18 protein-coding genes are annotated in these 17,646 nt (G+C 62.3%); 6 read left to right on the forward strand and 12 right to left on the reverse strand.

Features of this window, described 5'->3' with window-relative positions:
* The first annotated feature begins 154 nt into the window (after nt 1-154).
* Nucleotides 155-763, forward strand: a complete 609-nt coding sequence (locus MOD31_RS17580; RefSeq protein WP_142936802.1) for a TasA family protein — start codon at nt 155-157, stop codon at nt 761-763.
* Between the two features lie 111 nt (nt 764-874).
* Complete coding sequence (locus MOD31_RS17585) at nt 875-1,309, forward strand: SipW-dependent-type signal peptide-containing protein (RefSeq protein WP_142936803.1); 435 nt, start codon at nt 875-877, stop codon at nt 1,307-1,309.
* Between the two features lie 78 nt (nt 1,310-1,387).
* Here the strand turns inward: MOD31_RS17585 and MOD31_RS17590 are convergent, their stop codons facing one another.
* The 5 genes from MOD31_RS17590 to MOD31_RS17610 are packed head-to-tail and all read right to left on the reverse strand — an operon-like array spanning nt 1,388 to nt 6,116.
* The gene (locus MOD31_RS17590) at nt 1,388-2,500 is read right to left on the reverse strand and encodes an FAD-binding oxidoreductase (RefSeq protein WP_142936804.1); all 1,113 of its coding nucleotides are present in this window, start codon (nt 2,498-2,500) and stop codon (nt 1,388-1,390) included.
* Nucleotides 2,501-2,560: 60 nt separating this feature from the next.
* Nucleotides 2,561-3,619: a Gfo/Idh/MocA family oxidoreductase gene (locus MOD31_RS17595; RefSeq protein WP_250821231.1), complete on the reverse strand. Its 1,059-nt coding sequence runs from the start codon at nt 3,617-3,619 to the stop codon at nt 2,561-2,563.
* The gene (locus MOD31_RS17600; RefSeq protein ID WP_142936806.1) at nt 3,619-4,419 is read right to left on the reverse strand and encodes an amino acid ABC transporter ATP-binding protein; all 801 of its coding nucleotides are present in this window, start codon (nt 4,417-4,419) and stop codon (nt 3,619-3,621) included. Before MOD31_RS17600 ends, MOD31_RS17595 begins: the two co-directional genes overlap by 1 nt.
* Nucleotides 4,416-5,204 (reverse strand): amino acid ABC transporter permease, encoded by a 789-nt coding sequence (locus tag MOD31_RS17605; RefSeq protein WP_011773348.1) that lies wholly within the window; start codon nt 5,202-5,204, stop codon nt 4,416-4,418. The genes MOD31_RS17600 and MOD31_RS17605 overlap by 4 nt, the downstream gene beginning before the upstream one ends.
* Nucleotides 5,205-5,249: 45 nt before the next feature.
* On the reverse strand, nt 5,250-6,116 hold the full coding sequence (locus MOD31_RS17610) for an ABC transporter substrate-binding protein (RefSeq protein WP_142936807.1): 867 nt from the start codon (nt 6,114-6,116) through the stop codon (nt 5,250-5,252).
* Between the two features lie 180 nt (nt 6,117-6,296).
* On the opposite strand from MOD31_RS17610, the gene MOD31_RS17615 reads away from it, so the two are divergent.
* Complete coding sequence (locus MOD31_RS17615) at nt 6,297-7,391, forward strand: LacI family DNA-binding transcriptional regulator (protein ID WP_142936808.1); 1,095 nt, start codon at nt 6,297-6,299, stop codon at nt 7,389-7,391.
* Between the two features lie 87 nt (nt 7,392-7,478).
* Here the strand turns inward: MOD31_RS17615 and MOD31_RS17620 are convergent, their stop codons facing one another.
* From MOD31_RS17620 to MOD31_RS17630, 3 genes are all read right to left on the reverse strand, one after another.
* Nucleotides 7,479-8,621 carry an App1 family protein gene (locus MOD31_RS17620; RefSeq protein WP_250821232.1) on the reverse strand — a complete coding sequence of 381 codons (1,143 nt, stop codon included), beginning with the start codon at nt 8,619-8,621 and terminating at the stop codon, nt 7,479-7,481.
* Nucleotides 8,622-8,702: 81 nt separating this feature from the next.
* Nucleotides 8,703-10,004: a sodium:proton antiporter gene (locus MOD31_RS17625; RefSeq protein ID WP_250821233.1), complete on the reverse strand. Its 1,302-nt coding sequence runs from the start codon at nt 10,002-10,004 to the stop codon at nt 8,703-8,705.
* Nucleotides 10,005-10,048: 44 nt separating this feature from the next.
* A complete protein-coding gene (locus MOD31_RS17630; protein WP_166841261.1) occupies nt 10,049-10,612 on the reverse strand; it encodes a TetR/AcrR family transcriptional regulator in 564 nt (187 codons plus the stop codon).
* Between the two features lie 95 nt (nt 10,613-10,707).
* On the opposite strand from MOD31_RS17630, the gene MOD31_RS17635 reads away from it, so the two are divergent.
* Both MOD31_RS17635 and MOD31_RS17640 read left to right on the forward strand, forming a co-directional pair.
* A complete protein-coding gene (locus tag MOD31_RS17635) occupies nt 10,708-11,541 on the forward strand; it encodes an alpha/beta fold hydrolase (protein WP_250821234.1) in 834 nt (277 codons plus the stop codon).
* Between the two features lie 212 nt (nt 11,542-11,753).
* The gene (locus tag MOD31_RS17640; protein ID WP_250821235.1) at nt 11,754-12,740 is read left to right on the forward strand and encodes a malate dehydrogenase; all 987 of its coding nucleotides are present in this window, start codon (nt 11,754-11,756) and stop codon (nt 12,738-12,740) included.
* Between the two features lie 6 nt (nt 12,741-12,746).
* Here the strand turns inward: MOD31_RS17640 and MOD31_RS17645 are convergent, their stop codons facing one another.
* Nucleotides 12,747-13,688, reverse strand: coding sequence for a LysR family transcriptional regulator (locus tag MOD31_RS17645; protein WP_223941683.1), 942 nt, complete (start codon nt 13,686-13,688; stop codon nt 12,747-12,749).
* 71 nt (nt 13,689-13,759) lie between these two features.
* Between MOD31_RS17645 and MOD31_RS17650 the strand changes: the two genes are divergently transcribed.
* Entirely contained in the window at nt 13,760-15,508 is a 1,749-nt protein-coding gene (locus MOD31_RS17650) for an L-aspartate oxidase (protein WP_250821236.1), read from the forward strand.
* Nucleotides 15,509-15,534: 26 nt separating this feature from the next.
* Here the strand turns inward: MOD31_RS17650 and MOD31_RS17655 are convergent, their stop codons facing one another.
* The 3 genes from MOD31_RS17655 to MOD31_RS17665 form a co-directional block, all read right to left on the reverse strand.
* Nucleotides 15,535-16,455 (reverse strand): NADP-dependent oxidoreductase, encoded by a 921-nt coding sequence (locus tag MOD31_RS17655; RefSeq protein WP_142936816.1) that lies wholly within the window; start codon nt 16,453-16,455, stop codon nt 15,535-15,537.
* A 9-nt stretch (nt 16,456-16,464) separates the two neighbouring features.
* The gene (locus MOD31_RS17660; RefSeq protein ID WP_142936817.1) at nt 16,465-16,698 is read right to left on the reverse strand and encodes a DUF6480 family protein; all 234 of its coding nucleotides are present in this window, start codon (nt 16,696-16,698) and stop codon (nt 16,465-16,467) included.
* Between the two features lie 62 nt (nt 16,699-16,760).
* The gene (locus MOD31_RS17665; RefSeq protein ID WP_250821237.1) at nt 16,761-17,639 is read right to left on the reverse strand and encodes an SMP-30/gluconolactonase/LRE family protein; all 879 of its coding nucleotides are present in this window, start codon (nt 17,637-17,639) and stop codon (nt 16,761-16,763) included.
* Between the last annotated feature and the right edge of the window lie 7 nt (nt 17,640-17,646).

Below are 17,646 nucleotides of genomic sequence, written 5' to 3' on the forward strand. Positions count from 1 at the left end.
TGCGGGAGTCTTGAGGTTTTCCTGAGGAAGTGTTGCGGGTATGCAGGATTTGTTCTTGATCCGGGCCCGGCACAGTAGTTCTTGTCAGCCACACAGGCTGGAAACGAACGGCCGGCCGGTCTCACGGTGGCCTCCCGAAAGGAAACTGATCCCCATGGCCATCAGCCTCAAGACCACCTCCGGCAAGATCCTCGCTTCCGTCGCACTGGTCGGCACCGCAGCCGCCGTCGCCGGCATGGGCACCTACGGCGCGTTCACCTCTTCGACCTCCGCCTCCCAAGCCGTCACCGCAGGAACGGTCACCATCGCCCTGGGCGCACCCGGCCCCGCGAACACCCTCAACGTCCCGGTCGCTGGACTGCTGCCCGGCGACAAGGTCGAAAAACTCGTCACCCTGGCCAACACCGGCAACTCGGACCTGAACAACGTCACCCTCACCACCAACGCCGGCACCACCGCATCCCTGCTCACCACCGACGTGACCAACGGCCTGCAGCTGACCATCGAAAACTGCTCCGTGGCCTGGACCGGCGCCGCAGCCCCGTACAACTGCACCGGGACCAAGACCACCGTCCTGGCCTCCGGACCGGTCATCGCAGCGAACAAGGTCCTGAACAACCTCACCTCGCTGACCTCGGCCAAGACCGACAACCTCAAAGTCACCACCGCGTTCCCCACCACCGCGAACAACGACTTCCAAGGCGCCACCTCCACCATCGCCTTCGCCTTCACCGGCACCCAACGCACCGAAACCACCAAGTAAACAACACCACCGGCCCCGCCGGGTCTGATCGGTTCCTTCCCCCCAGCCCGATCAGGCCCGGCGAGTATCCCGTCAAGCACAGCCACTTCACCAGAACGGAGAACCATCACCATGACACCGCGGAACAGTTTCCTCCGTGCCTTGGTGATCGTCGCCGTCGTCGTTCTTGGCCTGATAGCCGGGCCTACGGCCGCTCTTGCTGCCTTCACCGACAGTGAGCGCGCTACCCCACAGTTCTCAGCCGCGATCATTCCCGCTCCGGCCACCGCCAACGTCACCATGCGATGCACCTTCGGCCTGCAAACCGTAGTTACCGTGAATTCTTACGGAGCGGTGGCCAATGCCAATCACTACGAGGTGAAGGTCTATGACCGCTCCGGCAACCTCGAGTTCACGGGAGACCTCAGCCAGGCCTCTGGAAGGACGTACAGTTCGGGCATCGAGATCATCGGCACCTGGAGCTACGAAGTCCGCGGGTTCTACAAGGTTCCCGGCTCCAACAATTTCTGGACGGGCAAGCCCTTCAAGGGCACCATGACCTGCTGATCAGGTCACCTTAAACTCCAATGGCCCCGACACGTTAAGCAGATGGCGTATCGGGGCCATTGGCCTGTTTAAGTGGGCTTAGGAGAAACGGCCCGGGCGGAACGTGGACAGCATGGGGTGCTTCTGGCCGCTCAGGATCTCACCGGACAAAAGCTCACCGGCGATGAGGCCGAGCGTGGCACCTGAATGCGTGAAGGCCACGAAGCAGCCCGGCACTTGGCCGAGTTCACCGAAGACTGGTTCGCCGTCGCCGGGGATGGGCTTGTAGCCGATCTTCCACGAGGCAGGCTTGAGCTCGGGATTGCCCGCAATGAGCTTGGAGGACTCGTCCGCCAGCTCCTGGACAACGTCATCCGGGATGCTGAAAGTACCGTCGGAGTGCTCCGTAATCTGGTGCTCGTACCAGTCGTGATCCAAGGCAAATGTGTTGCCGGGATTCGGCCGAACAGCTGCCCGCGGTGTATTCATCACTGCCGTGACGCCGTGTTCCACCGGTTTGGTGACCACCAGCATGGAAACCGGTGAACCGTTGGGAATCTCCACGCCCAGCGGCTTGACGACGGCGGGTGTTGCGGCACCGCAGGCAACCAGCACGGCATCAGCGGTGTACGTTTCACCGCCGACAGTTTCGACGCCGGTGGCCCGTCCGTCGTGCACCGTCACTGAGGCCTTGCCGGCGTTGAGGACCAACTGTCCGCCCAACGCATGGAATTCCTCCATCAGGAAGTTCACCAGATCCGGGAGACTGACCCATCCTTCGCCGGGGTTGAAAATGGCGTTTTCGGGGACCGCACTGGCATCGATACCGGGCGTCACCGAGGCAATCTCTTCAGGGGCCAACAGCTTGGAGTCATAGCCAATGGACTTCTCGTACGCGTGACGGGCTTCTGTAACCTCACTCTGCCCGGCGGCGTTCCACATGAGTCCACCCCCGAACTGCAGCCATTCACGGCTGGGGTCCGCGGCGAAGAGCGTGCGGTACCGGTCAACGCCTGCCACCCGCAGCTGGTGATACGGCGTGGAGCGTTCGCCCGCCGAGTTGAGCCAGGACAGCGAGCGGCCGGTGGCTTCGCTGGCCAGTCCTTGCTCGGTCAGCAGGGTTACCGAGGCGCCTTGACGGAGAAGGTGTACGGCGGTGGAAACGCCCAGGATGCCGCCTCCAATGACGGCAACGTGCTTGGTGGAGGACATGCGTGATCTCTCTTTCGGGTTGTGAATTCTGAAATGCGCCTGGCTTAGGCGACGTGCTGCCTACGCGAACGCGTGGATTTTTTCGATGATCTTGAGGGTTTCCAGAGCCTCGGCCGCTTGCACGGGAAGCGATCCGTGCCCGCGGAGCGAGGAGGCCAGTTCCCGGTAGAACTGCGGGTAGTCGCCCTTCTCCGCCGGTACAGGCGTTGCTGATCCGGCTACTCCCAGAAGCCCCCAAGACTCCTGGGGTTCGGTGCCGTAAGCAGCGTCCGACGGCGTGATGCCGGCTGCGAGCGCTGGTTCCTGGCTGTCGAGTCCCCACTTGGTGTAGCCGGCATTTGAGCCGAGTACGTGGAAGCGCGGGCCCACTTGGGCGGCCATTCCGTTCATCCACAGCCGTGTCCGGACCCCGGATTCATGACGCAGCGACACGAAAGCTTCGGTATCTGCAGCATCTGTGCGCGGGCCGTGGTTGGCGGTCTCGCCGTAGCTGTCCTCCACAGGGCCGAACAGTTGGATCGCTTGGTCTATCAGATGGGCGCCGAGATCGTGGAGGATGCCGCCACCTTCGGCCAACGTGGCCGAGTCGCGCCAATTCCCGAAGCCTTCAGGACGCCACCATTCAAAACGCGACTCGAAGGTCCGCACCTCGCCCAAGGCGCCGTCCCGCAGCAGCCTTCGCAGCGTCAGGAAGTCGGCATCCCACCGGCGGTTCTGGAAGACCGTGAGCTGCACACCGGCGTCGGACGCTCGCTCGGCAAGCTCCTCACCGTGGGCGACGGTAGTGACGAATGGCTTGTCCACCACAACGTTGAGCCCGTGGGCGATGGCCGTGGAACCGAGCTCAAGGTGCGTGAGCGGCGGTGTTCCGAGGACAACGAGGTCCAGCTTCCCGGCAAGGGTGAACATATCCTCCGGCGTCGGCACGATAGTTGCCTGCGGATAGAGCCGCCGGGCTTCGGCCTGTCGTTGCGGGTCGGCCGTCACGATGACGTCCAGGGAATAGTCCGGGTCCGCGTGGATCAGCGGCGCATGGAACACCTTGCCCGAGACGCCAAACCCGACGACGGCGGTCCGGATGGGTGCCGCTGTTGCCTTGCCCAGTGGGGGCCCGCCCATCACAGCACTTCCGAAAGAAAGCGCTGCAGGCGTTCGCTGCGTGGGTTGTCAAAGAGCTGGGTGGGCGTTCCGATTTCCACTACTTCGCCTTCGTCCATGAAGACCACCTGGTCCGCAACTTTTCGGGCAAAGCCCATTTCGTGGGTGACAACCAGCATGGTCATCCCGCGGCTGCCGAGGCCGGCCATGAGATTGAGGACGCCTTTGACGAGTTCGGGGTCCAGTGCGCTGGTGGCTTCGTCGAAGAGCATGACCTCGGGCTCCATGGCCAGTGCGCGGGCAATGGCGACGCGTTGCTGCTGCCCGCCGGAGAGGTCCCGTGGCCGGTGATCGGCGCGTTCGGCGAGGCCTACTTCGGCGAGGCGGCGCCGGGCGCGTTCCCGGGCCTCGGATTTGGACATTCCTTTGACGCTCCACAGGGCCAGCGCCACGTTTTCCAAGGCGGTGTGGTCCGGGAAGAGGTTGAAGTGCTGGAACACCATACCGATCCGTGCACGGAGAATGTCCGGCTTGACCTTGAGGGCACTTTCACCGGCCAGCAGTACATCGCCGCTCTTGGGTTCATGCAGACGGTTGACTCCGCGCAGGAGCGTGGATTTGCCTGAGCCGGATGGGCCGATGATGCAGGTGGTGGTTCCCGGAGCCACGTTGAGGCTGACGTTGCGGAGCACATCGACGTCCCCGTAAGCCATGGTCAGGTTCTGAAGTTCCAAGCTGGAGCCGTGGAACTTTTCGATGTCCTGGGTCTTGCTGGTGCTGGTGGCACTGTTGCTTGGTGCGCTGCTGCTTGTGAGGTTCACGTGTTGCTCCCGGTGATGAGCGGCGAGGCCGCATCGAGTTCCTTGACTTCCTTCAGCCCACTGGTGGGTGCCGTGGGACGACGGCGGCCGGTGCGGAACTTGTTGTCGAAGTAGTTGACCAGATGGGTCAGCGGCACTGTGATGATCAGGTAGAAGATGCCTGCCATGACCAGCGGTGAGAGGTTGCCGGACAATACTGCTGCGTCCTGGCCCACCCGGAACAGTTCACGCTCGCTGACCAGGAGTCCAAGGAAGTAGACCAAGGAAGAGTCCTTGACGATGGCAATGAACTGGTTCACCAGGGCCGGCAGGACCCTGCGGATCCCTTGCGGCACCACCACCAGGGCCATGGATTTGGAATAGCTCATGCCCAAAGCGCGGCAAGCCTCCCCTTGGCCCTTGTCCACGCTCTGGATGCCGGCCCGGAAGATCTCTCCGATGTAAGCGCTGGCGATGAGGCTTAGCGCGATGATTCCCAGCGGGTACGGTGATGGCCCGAAGACAGACTGGCTCAACCGTGCAAAACCCTGGCCGATCAGCAGGATGGTGAGGATGGCGGGCAGGCCACGGAAGAGATCCGTGTAGATCCGTGCCGGGATGCGCAGCCACTTGGACCGCGAGATTCCCATGACCGCCACCACCATGCCCATCACTACGCCGAGGATGGTTGCTGCGATGGAGATGATCAGGGTGTTGAGGAGGCCAACTCCGAGGAGCTGGGGCAGTACTTCGACCATGGCGTCAAAGTCGAAGAACGTGCGGCTGATGGTATTGAGCCAATCCATTGAAATGCTCTCAGACGTTAGGTGTTGGGTGGCTTACTTACTGGCTTACTTACTTGCCGTCGGGGAAGGGCTGGAGGTCCGCTCGGCCTTCGGGAGGTACTGTTCCGGCATCGGCGAACCCGGGAACCACTTTTCGTAGAGCTTCTTCCACGTGCCGTCCTCCATTGCTTCGGCCAGGCCCTTGTTCAGGGCTTCCTTGAAGGCGGGCTTGTCCTTGGCTATTGCGAAACCTGCCGGAGCATCGAAGGACGGAATGTCCGCGGCGCTGACCAGTCCAAACTGCGCCTGGTATTCCTTGGCGGCCTCGTAGTCCAGGAAGTGGGCGTCCACGGAACCGCTGTTGACTGCTGAAATGGCGGTGTTGTTGTCCGGGAAGCGGACCAACTGCGCCGAGGTGAAGTTCTTCACGGCGTAGGCTTCCTGCAGGGTGCCTTGGACAACGCCCAGGCGCTTGCCGTTCAGGCCGTCGGCGTCGTTGATGCCGGAGTTCTTGGTGGTGATGACTGTCAGGTATCCGGCGAGGTAGCCGTCGGAGAAGTCCACAGTTTCCTTGCGCTTGTCCGTGATGCCGATGGCCGCCACGCCCACGTCGAACTGGCCGTTGGCTACCGCTGCCAGAAGTCCAGAGAAGTCCTGTCCGGTGAAGACGACTTTGTCTACGCCGGCCCGTTGGGCCACGTCCTTGAAGAGTTCCACGTCAAAGCCAGTGAAGTTACCCGAGGCGTCGGTGAAGGTGTAGGGCTTGGAATCGCCGAGGCTGGCGACGCGGATGGTGCCGGGCTCGATCAGGCCGTAGGGGTTATCGGCTGAGGGCGAGGAGCTGGCGGAGGATCCGCCGCATCCCGAGAGGGCGAGGATGGCCGCCAGAGCCGCTGCTGCGAGGGCTGCCGGGCGGAAGTTCAGTTTGAACACAGCGTTGTCCAATCGTGGGAGGGAGAGCGGTGCTGTCAGGAGCCGCAAAGTGTTATTGCTCGATGCGGGGTCTTGTTGAGTCCGGTCTCAGACCCTAGGATTGAGACCGGACTCACATCGATTGATTAGAATGTAGCGGAAGTCACAAAGCCGCGTCAACACCCCACGTGAAAGGTGAACATGAGCACTGAAGGATCCCGACGGCGGGACGTAACGGTTGCCGACGTCGCCAAGGCCGCGCAAGTGTCCAAGGCCCAAGCAGCCCGCGCACTGGGCAACTACGGGGCGGTCAGCGACGACGTCCGCGAGCGCGTCCTGGCCGCGGCCGAAAAGCTCGAGTACCGGCCCAACGAGCTGGCGCGCAGCATGAACACGGGCAAATCGAACACCATTGGCGTTGTGGTGGGCGATATCGAAAACCCGCATTTCGGGCTCGCCACCAGGGGCATCACGGACACCGCCAAGAAGAGCGGCTTCAACGTCATCCTCATTAACACTGACGAGGAACAAACCGCCGAGGTGGACGCCGTCCGCGTGCTGTTGGACAAGCGGGTTGATGGGCTCATTGTGGCGCCAGCCTCGTCCGTGGAGACCTCGCATTTGCGGCAGGTCCGCGATTCCGGTCGTCCACTTGTTTTGTTGGACCGTGGAGCCGAAGGTCTGGACGTTGAGACCTTCGCCGTGGACATGGGCGGCATCTCCTATGAATCCACCAAGTACTTGATCGAGGCCGGACACCGGCGCATCGCTTTCGTTTCCACCCTCAAGGCAGACCGACCCTACCAGGACGGGATGGCTTTGGACTCCTCGCAGATCTCGGACCGTCTTGACGGGATCCGCCGAGCCTTCGACGACCAGGGTCTCAGCTTCCCGGCAGACCTGGTTCGGCTCAACGCCGGAGACGCCGAATCCACCAAGGAGATCACCCGCCAGCTTCTTAGTGGGCCGGACGCAGCCACAGCGATCATCGCCTCGGACGGCCTGATCGCCCTGAGCGTGGTGGAAGCTATCCAGGAATCCGGGCTTGCCATCCCGGACGACGTCTCATTCCTCATGTACGACGATTTCGCGTGGACGCGCCTCACCACTCCCCCGCTCACCGTGATCGCACAGCCCGTCTACGACATGGGAATTGCAGCCGCTTCGGCATTGATCCGGCAAATTGAGGGCAGGAGATCGTCAGCGCCTGCTCGCGAGTTGGTGGCCACCTTGATCCACCGGGGATCCGTCGGAGCACCCAGAGAGGCGGACGTACTCAGCCAGGCCGGCGGCTAAGAGGGTAACGGCGCCGAGATCGCTGGAATCCTGCCGGATCGCCGGTAGTTTGGGCCCGCTTCGACGTTTGTCGACGTCGCGTAGTGACTACTCCGAGGCTGCTTGAACGTCGCCTTCCTCTGGATCGTCGGCGGAGCGGACCTCGTTCCGGATGACGCCCAGCTCTTCGAGCCTGGCAGACATTCCCGCCCCATCCGGCGCGTAGATCCAAGGAACCCCGGGGGTTGGTTGGCCGCCTGACTTGGAGCGACCACCCGCCAGCACCGCTTCACCGGCCGAGAGTTGGCGGATGGCGATGGCCCTGACATTGGCGGGATGACGGTGGGCGAACTCGGAGTAAATCGCTTCGTCGTGCTGGCCGTCGTCGCCCACCAACAGCCACTTGATGTTGGGGAATTCCTCCGCGAGGCGTTCCAACGAGGTCCGTTTGTGCTCTTGCCCGCTGCGGAACCAACGGTCAGGAGTGGGACCCCAGTCGGTCAAAAGCTTGGGCCCGGCGGGGTACAGATTGCGGGACAGGAATCTGGACAGCGTCGGTGCTACGTTCCAGGCCCCGGTGGACAGATACAGCACTGGAGCCGAAGGCGCCGTCCGGGCAATCCGTTCGTACAACACCGCCATGCCCGGCGTGGGGGTTCTGGCGTGCTCGTTGAGGACAAAAGTGTTCCACGCTGCCAGGAAAGGACGCGGCAGTGCCGTGACCATCACGGTGTCGTCGATGTCAGATACCACGCCGAACTCTGCATCATCCGCGACGATCTCCACAGGAGCCTCTACGGTTTCGGATTCCCCCGACTGAAGGGTGATGGTGTGCCACCCGGCGTCCAGGGCTACTGGAATACGCGCATCCACCACTCCGCCGCGGTCAGCCTTCACATCGAAAACCGTGCCGGCAATGGTCACGTTCACACGAGCATTTGCCACGGGCGCACTGGTGAAGTTGCGCCACCCGCGCATGCTTTCCTGCAATGGACGGGCGTGACCCGCGGCGTCCCGGGGGTCACTGCGGACAACCCGCGCAAGGACCCGCACCCAGGAGGTGCTCCCGTACCCGGTATAAGGGATGACGGTTTCCACCCGGCCACGCCGGATGGCGAGGCGCGTCTGAAAACCAAGCCACGCGTCGTCGAGCCTCATAGCGAGGTGACGGCGCCCTTTACTCAGCGGCCTGGGGCCATCATTGTCAACGGCGTCGGACTTGGGGCGCGGTTTCATGGGACGGGGAGACATGCCACCAGTCTTCCATGGCCCGGTCTCCTTCCGCAGTGAGCCCGTCCACTGTGAAGTGGGCGCCGGTCACACGTTCGCACGCTAAACAGCGGTTGTCGGCGCCCGGCCTTCGTCGCCATGCTGCTCGCGAGCCGCGGCCAGCCGCAGCCGATCCAGCCGGTTCATCAGCGGTGCAGTGGTGGCCCCGTGCACCACGATGGACAGCGCCACCACCAGCGCAATAAAGGCCCAAAGCTTCTCCGACTCGGCGTCGAAGTTCCCATGGGTCAGCGCGTATCCCACGTAATACAGTGAGCCGATCCCGCGGATGCCGAAGTAGGAGATGGCCAGGCGTTCCCGTGGCCCGGTCTTGCCACCCATCAACCCGAGCCATCCTGCCAACGGACGGACCAACAAAAGGAACACCAAAGCTACCAGCACCTCCGTCCACCCGATCCCATCCAAGAGACCGCGGGCAATGGCGCCTCCAAGGAGCACCAGGATCACCACAGTCATGAGCCGCTCGAGCTGCTCAACATAACCGTGCAGCACCTGGTGGTACGAGTGGTGGCGTTCAGCAGAACGGATAGTCACGGCACAGATGAAGACGGCGACGAACCCGTAGCCTTCCACCAATTCGGCCACGCCGTAAGCCAGGAAGGTGGCCGCGAGCGCCACGAAACCTTCAGAGTGATCCGATAACCGGAAGCTCTTTCCTTTGGCGGCAAAGAAAATCAGGCTCAGGAGTTTGCCGGTACCGAAACCGAGCAGCACGCCAACAGCTATTCGCCACAGAACATCCAGGCCAACCCACTCCCCCAACCATGCGCTGGGAGATGCCCCCACCAAGCTGATGAGGATGGCCAGATAAACAAATGGGAAGGCCAGGCCATCATTCAAACCGGCCTCTGAGGTCAAGGCGAAGCGGACCTCATCCTCATCCGGGTCCTCTTCCGTGTCTGCGGGTTTTCCTACTTGGACCTCGGAGGCCAACACCGGGTCAGTGGGGGCAATCGCGGCCCCAACGAGGATGGCGGCGGCCAGACCCAGCCCCAACACCCACAAGCCCATCAGCGTCATCGCAAGAATGCACAATGGCATGACGATCCCCAGCAAACGCCAGGTAGTGAACCAACCCCGCCAATGGAAGGGCCTGTCCAGGGCCAGTCCCGCGCCCATGAGTGAAATGATGACGCACACTTCCGTCAAATGCATCGCGAAGTCCGCATGGAGAATAGGGTCCGGGTCCGGCAAATCAGGAAGCAAGGTGAATGCCAGAATGCCGCTACCCAGGAAGACCATGGGCATTGAGAGAGGCATGTGGCGCAACAATTTTGGCAGGACAGCGGCGGCCAACACCGCAAAGCCTGCCGAGAGGAACAAGATGCTGGGGACTTCAAACACGAATGGTCTACTTCCTGACGAGCCGTTCGACTCGTCTCAGAAGCCTAGTTGGAAGTCAGCGCTGCGTCGATCAGAACTTCGGCCGCTTGACGCGCCTGCCCCGCGGCATCGGATGTCCCCGCGATGGCCGCCGTGGTCTGGGCGCCCTCGGCGAGAATGGCGAGCTGGGGCGCCAAATACGGTGGGGCGCCGGCTTCTACCGCCAGGCGTGCAACATACTCCTGGAATGATTCCTTGTGTTTCCGTGCATATTCGGCCACCTCGGGGCTGATGGCACCGAGTTCAGCAAAGCTGTTGATGAAGCCGCACCCCCGGAACGAGTCCTGGCAAAACCATCCCGCAAGGTAGTCAAAAATGGCGAGGAGCCGCGTTTTGGGCGTCCCGGCTTGTTGCACCGTGGCGTCCAGCCCTTCGGTCCAGGACTGATGCCGATGCTCCAGCACGGCCATGATGATGCTGCTCTTTGAGGGAAATTCCCCGTAGAGCTTCTTTAACGACACTCCTGCCGCCGAGCGGAGTTCGTCCATCCCGACGGCCTGGATTCCCTTGGCGTTATAGAGCCCGTCGGCGGTGGCAACGATGCGTTCTCGAACCTCGGAAGAATTCATGTACCCATTCTACTTGCATTGAGAACGAACGTTCTCTACTATGGAAAACACCAAGTGAGAACGATCGTTCTCCGCTTCGAGAAAAGGGACAAATCATGGGCTTCATCAAGGTTGGCACCGAGAACACCACGGACATTGAGCTCTACTACGAAGACCACGGAACAGGTCAGCCCGTAGTCCTCATCCACGGCTACCCCTTGGACGGCGGCTCCTGGGAGAAGCAGACCGCAGCCCTCCTCAACGCCGGATACCGTGTGATCACCTACGACCGCCGCGGCTTCGGCAAATCCAGCAAGCCGACCACCGGCTACGACTACGACACCTTCGCAGCAGATCTGAACACCGTGGTTGAAACCTTGGACCTGCAGGACGCCGTGCTGGTAGGTTTCTCGATGGGCACCGGCGAAGTGGGACGCTACCTCGGCACCTACGGTGAAGCCCGCATCGCCAAGGCCGCATTCCTGGCCTCCCTCGAACCCTTCCTCCTCCAGACTGACGACAACCCCACCGGCGTTCCGTCATCAGTCTTCGACGGCATCCGTAACGCCGCCATCGAGGACCGCTACGCCTGGTTCACCAACTTCTACAACGACTTCTTCAACACCGATAACTTCCTGGGCAACCGCCTCAGCGAAGAAGCCCTGAAGAATTCCTGGAATGTGGCCGCAGGCTCGTCCTGGTACGCGTCCTTCGCAGTGGTGGATTCCTGGCTCACCGACTTCCGCTCCGACATTGAGAAGGTCACCGTCCCTTCACTGATCGTCCACGGCACCGACGACCGCATCCTGCCAATCGATGCAACGGGACGCGAATTCACCAAGCGCCTCCCTTCGGCCGAGTACGTGGAAATCGAAGACGCACCGCACGGCATGCTCTGGACGCATGGCGCCGAAATCAACGAGGTCCTGCTCCGCTTCCTGGCGAAGTAAAGAACTCACGACGGCGGCAACTCGCCGCCCGTTCCACCTGAATCGCCGGAAGGGCTCCAGTTCGCTGGGCCCTTCCGGCGATTTCGCGTTGTTCCAGCGGTTTCGTGTTTGTTCCGGCGATGTCGCAATGAGTCGTTGGCCGGCTCTGTGGCACGATGACTTACAGCTTGCAAAGTCCATCGGATACGTCAGATCAGCAAGGAGAACCACACGTGAGAACGCCCATCAAGATCGCTGTGACCGGCGCAGCTGGCCAGATCGGCTACAGCCTCCTCTTCCGGATCGCCAGTGGTGCCTTGTTCGGTCCCGATACCCCGGTGCAACTCAGGCTCCTGGAGATCACCCCCGCGTTAAAGGCACTTGAGGGCGTTGTGATGGAGCTGGACGATTGCGCTTTTCCCACCCTGGACTCGGTGGAGATCGGCGACGACGCCGACCATATTTTCGACGCCGTGAATCTGGCCCTCCTCGTTGGCGCACGGCCGCGGACCAAGGGCATGGAACGCGGCGAGCTACTCAGTGCCAATGGTGCGATTTTCACCGCGCAAGGCCAGGCCCTCAACAGGGTCGCGGCCGACGACGTCCGGATCGGTGTAACGGGAAATCCGGCCAACACCAACGCTTTGATTGCCATGACCAACGCCCCGGACATCCCCGCAGAACGGTTCAGCGCGCTGACCCGGTTGGATCACAACCGCGCCCTTGGACAGCTCGCCAGGAAGACCGGCGCCCGGGTGGGGGACATCCGCAAGATGACCGTGTGGGGCAATCACTCCGCAACACAGTATCCGGACATCTTCCATGCCGAAGTCGCTGGCCGGAACGCGGCCGAGGTGGTGAACGATCAGGACTGGATTGAGAACCACTTCATCCCCACGGTTGCCCAGCGAGGAGCAGCGATCATCGACGCCCGGGGCGCCTCTTCTGCGGCATCGGCAGCTTCAGCCACCGTGGACGCAGCCCGCGATTGGCTCCTTGGCACACCCGAGGACGATTGGGTATCGATGGCCGTAGCCTCCGACGGTTCATACGGGGTGCCCGAGGGACTTATTTACTCATACCCGGTGACTACTTCGGACGGAAACTGGGAAATTGTTCAAGGACTGGAAGTGAACGACTTTAGCCGCGGGAAGATGGATGCTACAGCCAGTGAGCTTTTGGACGAGCGGGCTGCCGTGGCTGAACTCGGCTTGATCTGACATACGTCAGCGGCGCTGAGTTGGCGTGACCAGGCGTGCAAGCTCAGTGCCTGGCGCGGCAAGCCGGTCCACCGTGGTGAAGATAAAGTCCTGCATTGCTGCCGTGGCTGCCGAAGGAGCGATGTCGTTGCGTCGGGCCAGGTTGACGGTCCGTGTCAGCGACGGGTTGACCAAACGGGCACTACGCAGCCCAGGCCGGCCGATGACAACCATTGCCGGCACCACCGCCACGCCCAGTCCCCGTTCCACGAACCGCAGCACGGCGTCCATCTCTGCGCCTTCGACGGCGATCAGCGGTTCCAATCCTCTGGCGGAAAAGGCCGCCTCGGTGGCCACCCTCAGGTCATAACTTCTGTTGAAGGCCACCTGCGGAATGTTCGCCAGTTCTTCCAGGGTGAGCTCTTCGCGCTGCGCAGATCCAGCGGCCGACACAACCACCAGCTCCTCGGTCAGCAGCGGAATCAATTCCGTGCCGTGCACGGCGGGATCCGATCCACGGGTTACCACCAAGGCCAGGTCCAGCGCGCTTTCGTTCAGGGCATCAACCAGGAATCGCGAACCGCCTTCGGTGATGTGCAGTTCGACTCCGGGGTGCGCGCTTCGGAAGGCGGCCAGTACATCGGCCACCAGTGAGACGCACAAGGTAGGTGGGGCGCCCAGGCGAATGCGGCCCCGGCGCAATCCCGCTAGCTCGTTCATCTGCTCCCGCGCAGTCTCTGCGTCTCCAAGCATGCGCCGGGCTATGGGCAGGAGGAGCTCTCCCGCAGTCGTCAGAGTTGCTCCCGAGGGTCCGCGATGGAACAGGGCCATTCCAAGATCGGCCTCAAGTGCTGCGATCTGCCTGCTCAGAGAAGGTTGCGCAAGATACAACTGCTCCGCCGCGCGTGTGAAGTGCCCCACTCGGGCGATGGCCTCGAAGGAGCGTAATTGCTCTAGCTTCATTCTCATAGCATAAATGCATCGCGGTGACTCAAATAATTCATTGGATACATGACGTTAGGCCATTTAGCGTGAAAGTCATGAACCTCAACACCACTCCAGAACGACTTATGTCCACTTCGGTGCTCGTTATCGGCACCGGAGGCGCCGGTCTGCGCGCTTCCATTGAACTCGCCCAGCGCGGGGTCCAGGTGTTGGCTGTGGGTAAGCGTCGCAAACACGACGCCCACACGAGCCTGGCCGCCGGGGGCATCAACGCCGCGCTGGGCACCATGGACCCTGAGGACAGCTGGCAGCAGCACGCCGCTGATACCTTGCGGGAGTCCTACTTCCTAGCCGATCCCGCAATCGTGGAGACCGTAGCCCGCAACGCGGCACAAGGTATCGAGGACCTTGAACGGTGGGGTATGCCGTTCGCCCGGGAGGCGGATGGACGAATTTCCCAGCGATTCTTTGGCGCCCACAAGTATCGGCGTACCGCCTACGCCGGGGACTACACCGGGTTGGAAATCCAGCGCACCCTGATGCGCCGGGCGGCAGAGTTGAACGTCCCCATCATAGACACCGTCTACATCACGAGGTTGCTTGTTGCCGACGGCACCGTCTTTGGAGCCTACGGATTCGACGTCGTAGACGGTACCCCCGTGCAGATCCACGCTGATGCGGTCATCCTGGCCGCGGGCGGGCACACACGCATCTGGCGTCACACCTCTTCCCGACGCGATGAGAACACCGGGGATTCCTTCCGCCTGGCTGCGCTGGCCGGAGCCAGGATCCGCGACGCCGAGCTGGTCCAGTTCCACCCTTCCGGCCTCTTGGAGCCAGACGACGCCGCCGGCACCCTGGTCTCCGAGGCGGCGCGCGGAGAGGGAGGCATCCTCACCAACGCTCTGGGTGAGCGCTTTATGGAACGCTACGATCCCGAGCGCATGGAACTGTCCACCCGTGACCGGGTTGCGCTGGCCGCATTCACGGAGGTCGCCGAAGGTCGCGGGACCGAGAAAGGCGGCGTCTACCTGGACGTCTCCCACCTGCCTCGGGAAACCATCATGGAAAAGCTGCCCCGGGTCTACCGCACCATGATCGACCTGCAGATGCTGGACATCACCACCACCAAAATCGAAATTGCGCCCACCGCTCATTACTCAATGGGCGGGGTGTGGGTTGCACCGGAGGACCACGGAACGGGAGTGAACGGCCTTTATGCAATCGGTGAGGCATCCTCCGGGCTTCACGGCGCCAACCGTCTCGGCGGCAATTCATTGATTGAGTTGCTCGTCTACGGTCGTATCACCGGCGAACACGTGGCCCACTACGTTCATTCGCGCACCCATATTGTCCGGGATCCCGGGGCGATCGGAATAGCCCGCGGGGAAATGCAGACACTGCTCGGCGAACGTGGAACAGAGTCCGCCCGCAGGCTGCAGCGTGAACTACGCAACCTCATGACCGAACACGCCGGAGTTGTGCGGACGGAACAAGGACTGGAACGAGGACTGGAGAAATTGACCGCCTTGGAGGAACGTGCCCAACTAGTCACAGCCCACCCGGACATCGCAGGCTTCGATGATCTGGCCCACGCCTATGACCTCCTCGGCTCCCTGCTGGCAGCACGAGCCACCCTCGAGTGCGCGCTCGAACGCCGCGAAACCCGCGGAGCCCACAACCGGGCTGACTACCCAACGGCAGATCCCGCGCTGCAGGGGAACTTTGTCTGGTCCACAGATGAGGGTGTCAGTTTCGAAAGCCTGCCTCCGGCTCCGGATTCCTTCCGGGCGCTCGCCGAGGCCAACGCGGACGATTCGGTCGCCGGTAAGCTCGTGGAGTAAGGAGCCTGTTTGGGCGGATCCTGGGGTTAGGGAACTGTGACCACTATCTTCCCGCGCGTATGCCCTTCCATGTTGAGCCGGAAAGCATCAACTGCCTTAGCCAATGGAAGGGCTTGCGCCACCTCCACCCGCATCTTGTGCTCGTCCACCAAGTCAGCGAGCTGCTGCAGCTCAGCTCCCACGGGATTGACCCACATCCAGGTACCGCCGTGGGCTTCCACCTCGCTGTCGGCGATGGAGGCGTGCCGGCCGTTCCCGGCCAGGACCTCCAAGGTTGTGTCAAGATTGCCACCCACGAAGTCGGCCACCACCTCCACGCCTTCGGGACGCAACGCCTTCACCTTTTCGGCGAGTCCGTCACCGTAGGCAACGGCCTCGGCGCCCAGGGACCGCAGGAAGTCATGGTTCCTTTCCGACGCCGTGGCGATCACCTTGGCGCCGCGCGCGACGGCGATCTGAATACCCAGGGAGCCCACTCCGCCGGAGCCGCCGTGGATCAGCACAGTCTCTCCCGACGTCAGACCCAATCGGTTAAGGACCTGAAGGGCTGTAAGTCCGGCCAAGGGGAGCCCGGCAGACTCGTTCCATTCCAAGGATTGTGGCTTTCGGGCGAGCAGCCGCTCGGGGAGGGCAATATACTCTGCAAAGCTTCCCCCGTGGACGTAGTCCTTACGGCCGTAGGAAATCACTTCGTCACCAGGTTTGAAGTGCGGAGCATCAATTCCGACAGCTTCGACAACGCCGGCTACGTCCCAGCCGGGGATCGCCGGGAATTGAAGGTCCATGAACGAGTCCAAGTACCCGGCCATGATCTTCCAGTCCACGGGATTGACCGAGGTGGCCTTCACTTTAACCAGCACCATGCCCGGCCCAACCTTGGGCATGGGCTGGTCCGTTAGTTCAAGGACTTCCGGGCTTCCATATCGCTGGTAAGTGATCGCCTTCATGCCCGCCTCCTAGTCGAAGAAACCCACGATGTAGCCGATAAAGAACAGGAGAGTGAGCAGCACACCGGCACCGATGGCTCCCAGCCACAGGACCTGCGTACCTTTCCTGGGGCCGCCTTCGTCGTGGCCTTGGGGGCCGGCTGTTGAAGATTCGCCGGGAGGTGTCTCGCCAGGGGGCACTCCCCCGCCAGGCTCCAAGCCGGTGATCTTGTCTTCATACGGGTCGGGGTTGCTTCCGGACACATTCACTCCCTCGATCGCAGTGCTGGTGCTGTGTTCAGGGTATCGGGCGGAGCCGGGCAAGCCTAGCGGTCAGTGCGTCGGTGCGCGTCCCTCGTGGAAGTACGCAGCCGGTACAGGGACGTGGTGGCCGTGATGTAGAGATCTGCACCGTCGGCCCCTCCAAAGCAGAGATTGGAAACCTTTTCAGGGACCTCGACGGCGGCCAGCAGCGCACCGTTGGGGGCATAGACACGAACTGACGAGCCCGCTGACGTCCATACCCGTCCCTCGACGTCTACGCGGAATCCGTCCGAGGCCGCGTCGTCTTCGAGCTCAACGAACGTGCTGCCCGTCCCGCACGAGCCACCCACCACCGGGTAGACGGCAATGCGGAACGGTACTCCGTGGCCAGGGCCCGCCGTGTCCGCAACGTAGAGAAGCGATTCATCCGGGGAGAACGCGAGGCCGTTGGGATGCACCAAATCAGTGACCACAGGAGTCAGTTCGTCCCTGGCGGGGTCGAAGCGGAACACGTAGCAACCGCCGTATTCCTGCTCGCCCTCATGTCCTTCCACCGTCCCGGGCAGGATTCCGTAAGGAGGATCGGTAAACCAGACCGTCCCATCCCCTGCCACCACAACATCGTTGGGCGAGTTGAGCCGATACTCACCGAACGCATCAACGATCGGCGTCACCACGCCGTCGTGGTCCTTCTCGACGCGCCTGCGGCCGTGGCTGCACTGCACCACGCTGCCGTCGTGGTGGAGCGTTCGCCCGTTGGTGTACTCAACGCCAGTGGCGTATTCGCGCGTCGCGCCGGTGCCGGGAGAGAACTCGAGAATCCTGTTGTTGGGGATATCGCTCCAGCGAAGGGTCTGCGACGTCAGAATCCATAGTGGGCCCTCAGCCCAGACGGTTCCTTCAAACAACTTTTCCAGGGTTCCGGTGATCAGTTCATCCATGGGTTCG

This window comes from Paenarthrobacter sp. TYUT067 (genome assembly GCF_023656375.1).
Lineage (GTDB): Bacteria > Actinomycetota > Actinomycetes > Actinomycetales > Micrococcaceae > Arthrobacter.